Source organism: Aggregicoccus sp. 17bor-14 (assembly GCF_009659535.1).
GTDB lineage: Bacteria > Myxococcota > Myxococcia > Myxococcales > Myxococcaceae > Aggregicoccus.
Window position 1 is genome coordinate 258,744 of the sequence record NZ_VJZZ01000011.1, and the last position, 11,279, is coordinate 270,022.

The 11,279-nt window shown below is 73.5% G+C and carries 12 protein-coding genes; 9 read left to right on the forward strand and 3 right to left on the reverse strand.

Annotated features, from left to right (window positions below; genetic code table 11):
• The first annotated feature begins 14 nt into the window (after positions 1-14).
• From rseP to FGE12_RS21380, 8 genes are all read left to right on the forward strand, one after another.
• Positions 15-1,661: an RIP metalloprotease RseP gene (gene rseP, locus FGE12_RS21345; protein ID WP_153868368.1), complete on the forward strand. Its 1,647-nt coding sequence runs from the start codon at positions 15-17 to the stop codon at positions 1,659-1,661.
• A gap of 33 nt (positions 1,662-1,694) precedes the next feature.
• Complete coding sequence (locus tag FGE12_RS21350) at positions 1,695-2,198, forward strand: septal ring lytic transglycosylase RlpA family protein (protein ID WP_153868369.1); 504 nt, start codon at positions 1,695-1,697, stop codon at positions 2,196-2,198.
• A 13-nt stretch (positions 2,199-2,211) separates the two neighbouring features.
• Positions 2,212-2,949, forward strand: a complete 738-nt coding sequence (gene tsaB / locus FGE12_RS21355) for a tRNA (adenosine(37)-N6)-threonylcarbamoyltransferase complex dimerization subunit type 1 TsaB (protein ID WP_153868370.1) — start codon at positions 2,212-2,214, stop codon at positions 2,947-2,949.
• A 69-nt stretch (positions 2,950-3,018) separates the two neighbouring features.
• Positions 3,019-4,059, forward strand: a complete 1,041-nt coding sequence (locus tag FGE12_RS21360; protein ID WP_153868371.1) for an aspartate-semialdehyde dehydrogenase — start codon at positions 3,019-3,021, stop codon at positions 4,057-4,059.
• Between the two features lie 125 nt (positions 4,060-4,184).
• A complete protein-coding gene (locus FGE12_RS21365) occupies positions 4,185-5,147 on the forward strand; it encodes an MXAN_2561 family MXYO-CTERM-anchored protein (RefSeq protein WP_153868372.1) in 963 nt (320 codons plus the stop codon).
• Entirely contained in the window at positions 5,144-5,842 is a 699-nt protein-coding gene (locus FGE12_RS21370; protein WP_153868373.1) for an MXAN_2562 family outer membrane beta-barrel protein, read from the forward strand. The genes FGE12_RS21365 and FGE12_RS21370 overlap by 4 nt, the downstream gene beginning before the upstream one ends.
• Before the next feature lie 6 nt (positions 5,843-5,848).
• Positions 5,849-7,666 carry a PKD domain-containing protein gene (locus FGE12_RS21375; protein WP_153868374.1) on the forward strand — a complete coding sequence of 606 codons (1,818 nt, stop codon included), beginning with the start codon at positions 5,849-5,851 and terminating at the stop codon, positions 7,664-7,666.
• A 3-nt stretch (positions 7,667-7,669) separates the two neighbouring features.
• Positions 7,670-8,338, forward strand: coding sequence for a molybdenum cofactor biosynthesis protein MoaE (locus FGE12_RS21380; RefSeq protein ID WP_194798132.1), 669 nt, complete (start codon positions 7,670-7,672; stop codon positions 8,336-8,338).
• Between the two features lie 7 nt (positions 8,339-8,345).
• Here the strand turns inward: FGE12_RS21380 and FGE12_RS21385 are convergent, their stop codons facing one another.
• From FGE12_RS21385 to FGE12_RS21395, 3 genes are read right to left on the reverse strand one after another with little or no spacing between them, the layout of a single operon-like run.
• Entirely contained in the window at positions 8,346-9,005 is a 660-nt protein-coding gene (locus FGE12_RS21385; RefSeq protein ID WP_153868375.1) for a hypothetical protein, read from the reverse strand.
• Positions 9,006-9,027: 22 nt separating this feature from the next.
• Entirely contained in the window at positions 9,028-10,170 is a 1,143-nt protein-coding gene (locus tag FGE12_RS21390; RefSeq protein WP_153868376.1) for a M50 family metallopeptidase, read from the reverse strand.
• Between the two features lie 6 nt (positions 10,171-10,176).
• Complete coding sequence (locus tag FGE12_RS21395; protein WP_153868377.1) at positions 10,177-10,599, reverse strand: NUDIX hydrolase; 423 nt, start codon at positions 10,597-10,599, stop codon at positions 10,177-10,179.
• Positions 10,600-10,650: 51 nt separating this feature from the next.
• Between FGE12_RS21395 and FGE12_RS21400 the strand changes: the two genes are divergently transcribed.
• Positions 10,651-11,160 carry a hypothetical protein gene (locus FGE12_RS21400; protein WP_153868378.1) on the forward strand — a complete coding sequence of 170 codons (510 nt, stop codon included), beginning with the start codon at positions 10,651-10,653 and terminating at the stop codon, positions 11,158-11,160.
• The last annotated feature ends 119 nt before the right edge of the window (positions 11,161-11,279 follow it).

Below are 11,279 nucleotides of genomic sequence, written 5' to 3' on the forward strand. Positions count from 1 at the left end.
TTACTCTCCTGCCCATGGGGAATCTGGGGTACTTCGTCCTGCTGCTCGGCGTGCTCGTGTTCGTCCACGAGCTGGGCCACTTCCTCGTCGCCAAGTGGTGCGGCGTGAAGGTGGTGCGCTTCTCCATCGGCTTCGGCCCCAAGCTGCTCAGCTTCACGCACGGGGAGACCGAGTACCAGATCGCGCTGCTGCCCCTGGGCGGCTACGTGAAGATGGTGGGCGAGGCGGCGGTGCAGGGCGGGGAGGAGGAGCTCGCGCCCGGCGACGAGAAGCGCAGCCTCGCCGCGCAGCCGCCCTGGAAGCGCGTGGCCATCTTCGTGGCGGGCGCGGCCATGAACCTCCTCTTCCCGGTGCTGGTCTACTTCTTCGTCTTCGTGGGGGCGAGCCAGGCCATCGCGCCGCGCGTGGGCTACGTGTCCCCGGGCCTGCCGGCGGCGAGCGCGGGCGTACGCCCCGGCGACACGGTGCTCGCGATCGACGGCGAGCCGGTGCGCTCCTTCCAGGAGGTGCAGAGCAAGCTGCAGTCGCGCTACGAGCGGCCCATCCAGCTGAAGCTCGAGCGCGAGGGGCGCGTGGAGACGGTGACCCTCACGCCCGCGAAGACCGAGGGCAGCGACGGCGTGCAGTCCACGCCGCGCGGGATGATCGGCATCATGCCGGTGCGGCTCGCGCCGATGCTCGGCGTGCCCGAGGGGTCTGCGGCGGCCGCCGCGGGCCTGCGCACCTTCGACCGCGTGCTCTCGGTCAACGGCCAGCGCGTGGCGGACGAGGTGGAGCTCTCCCGCGTGCTCGAGCGCGCGCAGGGCGAGCTCACCCTGAGCGTGCAGCGCATGGCGCGGGTGGAGGTGGGGCCGGTGACGGGGCGCGTGCCCTCGGTCGAGACCGTGAAGCTCGCGCGTCAGCCCGGACAGGGCTACGCGGCGCTGGGGGCGGAGAGCGCCGAGCTCTACGTGGCGGCGGTGGCCCCGGGCTCCAGCGCGGCGAAGGCGGGGCTGAAGGTGGGCGACCGCCTCGTCTCCTTCAACGGCAAGCCGCTGGAGACCTTCCTCCAGCTGCAGACGGCGCTCAGCGGGCTCAAGGAGCAGCCCTTCTCGCTCGCGTGGCGCACGGGCGCTGACGAGCGCACGGCGCAGCTGCAGCAGGCCTACCTCACGGAGAAGGACGAGCTGGGCAACGAGTCGCGCGCGCTGGTGCTCGGCGTGAGCTCGCGGCTCGCCCTGCCCAGCGCCACCGTGGAGCCCGAGCGCGTCACGCTGCACACCGGCCCCGCCGAGGCGCTGGGCCAGGCGCTGCAGGTGGTGCCGCGCATCACCGGCCAGCTCATCGGCGTGCTGGGCGGGCTCATCACGGGCTCGGTGCCGCTGAGCAACGTGAGCGGTCCGCTGATGATGTACGAGCTGGCCGGCAAGACGGCCGCGCAGGGCATGGACAGCTTCCTGCACCTGATGGCGGTCATCTCCATCAACCTCGGCGTGATGAACCTGCTGCCCATCCCCATCCTGGACGGCTTCCACATCCTCGCGGCCGTCTGGGAGGGCGTGCGCCGCCGGCCCATCCCGGCGCGGGCGCGCGAGGTGGCCAACATGGTCGGGCTCGCGATGTTGATCATGCTCATGGTCCTGGCCTTCGCGAACGACGGCAAGCGGATGCTCGGGCTCTAGTTGCCCGGGCCTCGGACGAGAGGAGCAGTGCCCATGCACGCAGCCCGCTCCCTGTTGGTCGCAGCGCTCCTCGCCGGGCTCGCGGCCTGCGCGCCGCGCGCGGCGAAGCCGGACACGCGCGAGCCGCCGCCGGTGGCGAGCCGTCCGCCCGCGCCCGCGCCCCCTCCGCGTCCCGCGCCTCGCCCCGAGGTGAAGGGCTACCTGGGCGAGGGGCTCGCGTCCTTCTACGGGCCCGGCCTGCACGGGCGCCCCACGGCGAGCGGCGAGCGCTTCAACCAGCACGCCCTCACGGCCGCGCACCGCAAGCTGGCCTTCGGCACCTGCCTGCACGTGGTGAACATGGAGAACGGCCGCAAGGTGAACGTGCGCGTCAACGACCGCGGCCCGTACGTGGAGGGGCGCATCATCGACGTGTCCCACGCGGCCGCAGTGCGGCTCGGGATGCTCGACAAGGGCGTGAGTCGCGTGCGGCTGTACCGCTGCGAGAACGCGCCGCAGGACGCAAAGGCGTCGCGCGCCAGCGCCCGGGCGGGGTAGAGAGGCGCCCACCATGCTCCTCGCGCTCGACACCTCCACGCTCACGCTCTCGCTCGCGCTCGCCGAGCGCCTGCCGGACGGGGGCCTGCGCACGCTCGAGCACCACGTGGTGGGCCCGCCGCACAAGCAGAGCGAGGTGCTGCCCGGCGTCATCGGCGAGCTGCTCGCGCGCCACGGCGTGAAGCTCTCCGCGCTCGAGGGGCTGGTGGTGGGGCTGGGGCCGGGCTCCTTCACCGGCCTGCGCATCGGGCTCTCCGCCGCGAAGGCGCTCGCGTACGCGGCGGGGCTGAAGCTCGTCGGAGCCTCCTCGCTCGCGGCGCTCGCGCTGGAGGGGCCCGAGGGCGTGCCGCTCTACTGCCTCGCGGTGGCGCGCAAGGACGACCTCTACCTCGGGCGCTACCTGCGCACGGGCCGGCAGGTGGAGGCGCTCGCGCCCGAGGACGCCTTCAGCCCCGAGGAGATTGCCCGGCAGCTGCTCGCGGAGCCCCGGGCGCTCGCGCTGGGCCCCGCGCTCGCGGACTACCGCGCGGCGCTCGAGGCCCACGGCGTGCCCGCGGAGCGGCTCCTCTCCGGGCCCCTGTTCCCCTCGGCGGTGGCGCTCGCGGAGCTCGCGAAGCTCCCCGAGACGCAGGCCATGGAGGCGGTGTTCGCACTGGAGCCGCACTACGTGCGCACCTCGGGCGCCGAGCGCAACCCGGCCTTCCCGCCGCTGCCGGGCCCCGAGCCCACGAGCCGCCTCAAAGAGGACTGACTCGCCGTCGGGGGAGGGCGCCTGACGAAGCCGTGGCTCCCCGTGCCCTGCTGGCGTAAAGGAACCCCCATGAACGAGAACCTTCGAATCGCCGTGGTGGGCGGCACGGGCGTGGTGGGGCGCGAGGTGCTCAGCGCGCTCTTCGACCAGGGCATCGACTCCGAGCGCATCACGGTGCTGGGCTCCGAGCGCAGCCAGGGCGAGGAGCTGGAGTATGGCGAGGACTCGCTCGAGGTGGAGCCCGTCTCCCAGAGCACGGCGGCGGAGGCCTTCCGCGGCCACGGCCTCGTGCTGCTGTGCACCCCGCCGGACGCCTCGCGCACGCTGGCGCCCGCGGCGCAGGCGGCCGGCGCGTGGGTGGTGGACGCGAGCCCGGCGTTCCGCGGTGACGGCACGGTGCCCCTGGTGATGCCGGGGCACAACCTGGAGGCGGTGGCGGGCGCGATGAAGGGCCGCATCGTGTGCCTCCCGTCCGCCGTGACGAGCGGGCTCGTCACCGTGCTCGAGCCCTTGCGCGCGGCCTTCGGCGTGGCGCAGGTGCAAGTGACGGCGCTGATGAGCGCGTCGGGCGCGGGCGAGCGCGGCGTGAAGGAGCTGGAGAAGCAGACGGCGGACCTGCTCTCGGGCCGCGACCCGGAGCCGAGCCTCTTCCCGCACCGCATCGGCTTCAACCTGGTGCCCCAGGTGAGCGGCTTCCTCGAGAACTCGCCCTGGACGCAGGAGGAGGCGGGCTGGACGCTGGAGGTGGCGCGCCTCTTCGCCGGCCGGCCCGACATGCCAGTGGTGGCGGGCACCGCGGTGCAGGTGCCCACCTTCTACGGCCACGGCCTCAGCCTGCACGTGCGGCTGCGCAACGCGGCGCCGCTCGAGCAGGTGCGCGCCGCGCTCAAGAAGGGCGTGAACCTGAAGGTGCTCGATGCGCCGGGCGAGAAGATCTACCCCATGCCCAGCCTCATCACCGCGGACCCCGCGGTGCACGTGGGCCGCCTGCGCGCCTTCCCCCAGGCCCCCGAGTGGCTCACGCTCTTCGCCGTGGTGGACAACGCCGGCCGCGGCGCGGCGCTCAACGCCGTGGAGACCGGGCTCTTCCTCGCGGGCCGCAAGGCCTGACAATTTGGCAGCGGGCCTGCGCCCGGTCTGCCCATTTGGCCTCCCCGGCCCCCCGCGCACAGGCGAACACGGCGCGGGGGCGGGGATTGTTGCTGGCCCTGGCCTTGCTAGGCTCCCCTCCGCCCATGCGCTCCTCTCTGCTCCTGCTCTCTCTGCTGCTGCCGGCCGTGGCCAGCGCGCAGACCCTCACGCTCGGCTTCGTCACCACGTCGACGAACACCGCGGCCTCTACGACCCGCACCGTGGGGCCGGCTGACTGCGGCACGAACGTGTCCATCACCTGGTCCGTGGATACGGCCCAGGTGTGTGACAATCTGGTCGTGTGGGTCCAGCCCTTCGCCGATAACTGCCCTTCGGACGGGACGCTGCCCGCGAACCGGCTCACGGTGTTCACGCGCACCCCCAGCCAGGTCGCGAGCGCGTCGCCGCTGTCGAACGTGAACGGGTCGCAGCACGGCGGCACCGAGAACATCGCCCTCGACACGCTGCTCACCACGGTGGGGACCCCCACTGCCGTGGGCAGCAAGAACGCCTGCGGGGCGGACGTGCAGGAGACCCGCCTGTTCCGGGTCTGTGGGTTCACGAAGGCGTCCAGCGACCTGGTCGGGAGCTGCAGCAGCACGAAGAACATCACGTCGACCCCGAGCGATCTGCAGATCGCCTACGATCACGAGAAGCCTGCGCCGCCTGCGCTGACCGTGAAGGGACAGGACGGCAAGCTCGTGGTGACCATCCCCGATGCGGATGACATCGCGACCGCGCAGGTGGAGTACCGCAAGGAGACGGACACGGGCTTCACCCCGGCCGGGAGCCACAGCCCGACCAAGTCCTTCGAGATCTCGAACCTCGACAACGGTGTGACGTACTTCGTGCGCGCGACCCAGACGGACCTTGCCGGCAACGTGAGCGACCTCTCCGCCGAGGTGGCGGGGACCCCGGTGGCAGTCACCGACTTCTACGAGGCCTACCAGGCCGCGGGTGGTACCGAGACCGGCGGCTGCGGGGTGGCGGGGGGCGCGAGCCTCTCGACCGGTGCGGCGCTCGCGGTGCTCGGGCTGTGGGTGGCTTCGCGGAGGCGTGCGTCATGAAGCGTTGCATCCTGATGGGGCTGTTCCTGACGCTCGTGGCCTCGAGCGCGAGCGCCCAGGTCATCGACCCGGCATTCACCGGAAGGTCTCCGCGCACCGGCGCCCTGCTCATGCGGCTCGGCAGCTACCTGCCGCGCATCGACCAGGGGGAGGGCATGACCGGCACCCCCTACAAGGACTTCTTCGGCAACAGCGGCATGCTGCTGTTCGAGCTGGAGGGCCAGCGCTACTTCTACCAAGGCTACGGCTCTGCCGGGCTCTCGCTCTCCGCGGGCTACGCGGAGAAGTGGGGCGAGGGCTTCGACGTGAATGGCCAGCGCGCCGGTGAGAAGAGCGGGCTCCAGGTCTTCCCGCTCAGCCTCGGGGCCTTCTACAAGATGGACTACGCCGCCGAGCGCTGGGGCATTCCGGTGGTTCCCTACGCCGAGGCGAGCTTCCGCTACATCCCCTACCGCTTCCTCAACACCGCCCAGAGCATCCACGGCGGGAAGATGGGCTACGGCCTGACGGGCGGCGTGGAGGTGTACCTGGACTTCATCGAGCCCACGCTCGCCCGCAACCTGGACACGGACACGGGCGTGAACCACACCTACCTCTTCGCCGAGTACACGCGCGCCGAAGTGAACAACTTCGGAAAGGGAGGGCTGGACCTCTCCAGTCGGGGCTGGATGTTCGGGTTCGGGGTGGACTACTAGGCCGCTATGCGGCCTCCCTCGCTCTCCGCCCCTCGCGCAGTCCTCGCCCTCGTCTCACTCGTCGCGCTGGCGGCCTCCGGCTGCCACCGCGCGGTGAAGCCGGACCTGGGCCCCGAGCGCACGGTGGAGGCGGGGATGCCGGTGGACTTCGGCTCGCAGGCGCAGGGCGCCCCGGAGCTCTCCTGGGACTTCGGCCAGGGCGGCTCCCTGCACAAGGGCGCGCACGTGAGCCACGCCTTCCCGCGCGCCGGCACCTACACGGTGCGGGCGCTGGACGCGGACGGCAAGGACGAGCTGGGCCGGGTGCGCATCACCGTGGTGCCGCGCCCGCTGCTGCGCGCGGTGCCGCGCAGCGCGGAGGCCGCGTTCTTCGTCCCGCGGCTGCGCGGCAACGTGGGGCCGCTGGTGGACTTCTTCGAGCGCCTGGTGGGCGCCGAGAACGCCCAGAACGCGCTCGCCCAGGCGCCGCTGGTCTCGCTGGTGCTGCAGAGCCTGTCCGGCAGCGGTGAGGCGCGCGGCGTGGTGGACCCCGAGGAGGGGCTCGGCTTCTTCACGCTGGAGGAGTTCTCCGGCGGCATCGCGCTCGTCGGCATCACCGAGCCGGACGCGGCGCTGGATGCCGTGGAGGCGGACATCCGCGAGCACGGCGGGCTCGCGCGGCGCGCCGAGGACGGCAGCGTGCGCATCGCCGCCACGGACGGCCCCGAGTTGCTCGCCTTCGTGGACCGCGGCTACCTCTACGTCATCACCCCCGAGCGCACCGGGACGCTCGACGACGGTGGCGTGCAGAAGGCGCTGGCGCAGGAGCAGGTGGCGAAGACCTCGGCGGACGTGGCGCGGGTGCGCGCCATCGTGAGCTCGGCGGCGCCGGAGGGCCTCGCCTCGCACCCGCGGCTCGCGGCGCTGCAGGCCAAGGTGGCCCCGGGCAACCTCTACTTCTACGCGGGGAGCCCCCACGAGAAGACGGACGACGCCATCCCCGGCCTGTGGAGCAGCATGCGGGTGGATGCGAAGGGGCTCGAGGTGGACGGCTTCGCCGCGACCGCGCGCCCGCTCTTCGCCAACGCGCAGGCCCCGGTGGGCGCGCTGCTGCAGCAGGCACCTGCGGGGGCCTTCGCCGCGCTGCAGCTCTCGCTGCCTCCCCGGGAGATGGCGGCGCTGGCCTTCGGCAGCGAGGGCTCGCCGCGCCGTGCCCGCCACGTGGCCCGGCTCAAGGCCGCGGGCATCGACGCGGAGGCGCTCATCGGCGCGCTGCGCGGAGACCTCGCGCTGCTGGCCTACTTCGATGCGCCCGGCTTCCTGCAGAACCTCGCGCGCAGCGGCCAGCCCCAGCCGCGCGGCAGCCTCCTGGTGGACGCGGGCCTGCTGAAGGCGGCGCCCGTGCTCGCGTACCTCACGCACCAGCTGGAGAGCAGCCCCTTCAAGGTGGACACGGTGAAGGAGAAGGACACCACGCGCTTTCGCGCCACGGTGCTCGCGCAGCCCGTGGAGGTCGCGGTGTCCGAGCAGCGGCTGTCGCTGCGGGCGGGCACGCCGCAGCAGGGCCGCCCGAACGTGGACGTGGCGGCCGCGCTGCACCAGCGCTTCGGCGGTACGAGCTTCGGCCCCGGTCACCTCTCGCTGATGCTGGACGTGGAGCGGCTGCGCGAGGACCTGGACGCGGTGCGCGAGGTGAAGGGCGTGTCCCCGGCGCAGCTCGCCGGAATGCAGACCCTGGTGGGGGCGCTGCTCGAGCAGACGCCCTTCGACCACGCCTTCCTGGACCTGAGCCCCGAGGAGGGCGGAGCGCGGCTCAAGGGCCGCGTCGTCCTCCGGGAGCGCTAGCGCGTGGCCGACGCCCCCGTCACCGTCCTGCTCTTCGCCGCGGCGCGCGAGCGCGCGGGGCTCTCGCGCACCGAGGTGCCGCACTCGCCGGGCCTGCGGGTGAGCGCGGTGCTCGCCCTGCTCGCGCAGCGCCACCCCGCGCTCGCGCCCCTGCTGCCGCACCTGCGGGTGGCGGTGGACCAGGAGTTCGTGGACCTGGAGGCCCCGGTGCCCGCGGGCGCCGAGCTCGCGCTCATCCCGCCGGTGGCCGGAGGCAGCGGGCGCTTCTGCGTGGTGGACCGGCCGCTGGTGCTCGAGGAGGTCGTCTCGGCGGTGGCGGGCGAGGCCTACGGAGGCCTCGTGACGTTCACGGGCTCCGTGCGCGACAGCACGCGGGGCCGGCGCGTGGTGAAGCTCGAGTACGAGGCCTACCCGCCCATGGCCGAGCGGCGGCTCGCGGCGATCGGCACCGAGGTGGCCGAGCGCTTCGGCGGCACGCGCCTGGCCATCGTGCACCGGGTGGGCACGCTGCTGCCCGGGGAGCTCGCGGTGGTCATCGCCGCCGCGGCGCCGCACCGGCGCGAGGCCTTCCGCGGCTGCGAGCACGCCATCGAGCGGCTGAAGGAGGACGTGCCCATCTGGAAGAAGGAGCACTTCGAGGACGGCGAGGTGTGGGTGGGCCTGGGGCCCTGAGCCCGCGCTACTCGACGGTGATGCGGTTGGGCAGCAGCACGGTGGTGCCGCCGTCCTCCTCGGCCTCGAGCTCCTCCTGGGTCATCTCGCGCGCGGGCGTGGCCACGCCCAGCGCCTCGCGCTTCGCCGCGTCCTTCTCGCGCTTCGCGGCGAGCGCGCGCTCGGTCATCTCCACCTGGCGCGCCGGATCCGGCCCGTAGGCGAGGAAGGCCACCGGCAGGCCGATGAACGCGAGGATGCCCGCGGCGACCATCACCGCGTCCTTGGCGCGCAGGCCCTGCACGCGCTTGCTCACCACGGAGGGGTGCACGTGCAGCGAGAGCTCGCCCGCGCTCAGCCGCAGCACCTCGCCCGCGCCCAGCAGCACGGAGGGGCGCTCGCCCGGGAGGGTCTGCGCAGGGGTGAAGGGCTGCTTCGCGCCCGCGCGCCGCTCCACGCGCATGCCGGGGGCGGGGTACACGCGGTAGGCGCCGTCCGCGGGCGAGAACTCGGCCAGCAGGTAGGGCTCCTCGGGCAGCGCGAAGCCGTAGAGGGGCAGGGGGGCCGCCTCGTCGGGCGCGGCGAGCACGCGCGGCTGCGCGGGGCCGAAGCTCCAGGTCTCGCTGAGGTTCTCGCCCCAGTACAGCTCGCAGTAGAGGCCAGTGGCGGTGGCGCGCGGGGTCGTCATCAGGGGCCGGAGGATAGACGCTTCAGCGCCCCGGCGGGACTGCTCCCCCGGTGGGCAGGCCGCCATCCGTGCGCGGCAGGACGGAGGGCAGGCCGGCGTCGCGCGCGGCCGGAGCCGGAGCCGCGGCCGGGGCCTGGAAGAGCCGCAGCCCGCGGCGCAGCTCGCTCGCGGCGATGGCCACCACCGCGCCCACGAGCAGGAGGAAGCCCAGCGTCTGCAGCAGCGTCTGCACGCGCCGGTTGACCGCGCGCCCGGTGAGCCCCTCGAGCGCGAGCAGCAGCACCCGGCCCCCGTCCAGGCTGGGGATGGGCAGCAGGTAGAAGAGGCAGAGCGCCACGGACACGCTCACCAGCAGGCGCAGGAAGGTGTCCAGGCCGGAGGTGGTCGCCTCCGAGGCCTGGCGCACCAGGGCCGTGGGGCCGGCGAGCTCGCGGCCCGGGTGGCCCTGCGCGAGCCCGACCACCAGGTCCACGCCCTCGCTCGCGATGCGGCCGGTGTGCAGCAGCGCGAGCCGCAGCGCCTCGGGCAGCGGGTGGGCGCGGTACACGTACTGCTGGGTGACGCCCACGCGCCCCGCGCCCTGCTCGCCGGGACGCGGGGTGAGCAGCACCTCGCGCCGCTCCCCGGCGCGCTCCACCGTGAGGTGCAGGGGCTGGCCGGGGTGCGCGGCCACGGCCTCCACGAACTCGCTCCAGCGCGCGACCTGCGAGCCCTCCACCTGGCGGATGACGTCCCCGGGCACCAGCTGCGCGCGCGCCGCCTCGGAGCCCGGCTCCACCGTGCCGATGGCGAGCGGCACCGGCACGTGCGTGCCCGCGGCGTAGAGCCCCGCGAGCACCGCGAGCGCGACGAGGTAGTTGGTGAGCGGGCCCGCCAGGTGCACGAGCGCGCGGCGCCAGCGGGGCAGGGCGACGAAGGAGGCCGGGTCCTCGGGGTCTGCCCGCTGCTCGTGCGGGTTCATCCCGCGGATGAGCACTGCGCCGCCCAGGGGCACCGCGGCCACCGTCACCCGCGTGCGCCCCGCGCGGAAGTCCAGCAGCGCCGGCCCGAACCCGAAGGAGAAGCGCTCCACGCGAAGGCCGAGCAGCCGGGCCATCACGAGGTGGCCCAGCTCGTGGACCGCGAGCAGGAGCCCCAGGGCGAGGAGTGCGTAGAGGTAGCGCACGGGGGGTTACAGCTTGCGCCGCTCGCCGGTGCGCCGGTAGCGCAGGTAGTCCTGCAGGATGGTGCCGTGGTCGAAGGCGAGCTCCTTGGGCAGCGCGTCGCGCGGGAAGGCGCGCGCCTCGCTCGCGTCGTCGCCGCCGGTGGGCTCGCCCTCGGCGCTGCCCAGGAACACGGTGGAGACGGTGTGCTTGCGCGGGTCGCGCTTCGGGTCCGAGTAGGTGAAGAACTGCTCCTGCAGCTTCACGTCCAGCCCCGTCTCCTCCTTCACCTCGCGCACGCAGGCGTCGTGCAGCGCCTCGCCCTCGTCCACGAAGCCGCCCGGCAGCGCCCAGCCCAGGGGCGGGTTCTTGCGCCGGATGAGCACCACGCGCTCTCCGGGCAGCTCCAGGATGCAGTCCACCGTGGGCACCGGGTTCTTGTAGTCGGACATGCGTCCACTCTAACCCCTGCAGCCGGGCCGGGGCTCCGCTAGATTGCCGCCGTGGCCTCCCACCGTCCGCTGCCCCGCCTCCTCGTGCTGTCCCTGACCGCGCTGCTCGCCAGCGCCTGCACCAGCGCCTACACGCAGCAGGAGGGCAGCTACGCGTTCACCGCCACGGAGGAGATCGTGGACGACTGCGAGCTGCTCGCCGCTCCGGACGAGCTCTGGGACGCGCAGCTGCTCATCGCCGGCGAGACGCTGCGCATGGACTACGGCCTCTTCGGCCAGGACGGACAGGGCGGCACCGAGCTGGTGGGCTACTTCCTCGGGGTGAACGACCGCTTCACCGTGGACGGCAGCGTGGTGAACGTGAGCACCGTCGTGCGCGGCCAGCAGTGCCTCCTGGACACCGCCACGGTGCACCTGGAGGGGCGCACCGACTGCCCCAGCGAGTTCAGCGGCACCCTGAAGGTGGTCTACGAGTCGCGGCGCAGCGCCGGCTGCAACTGCGAGCTGTGGGTGCGCTACCGCGCCACGCAGCCCGGCAGCACCTGCGCCCCCGCCCCCTAGTTGGACTGCGCGAGATGCAGAAGGGCTCGCACGGGGTGTGCGCCCGGGAGGTAGGCGAGAGGGCTGGCGTGTTGCATCCCTGAGGAGGCACACGTCATGGCCCGAGCTGCTGCTGCTGC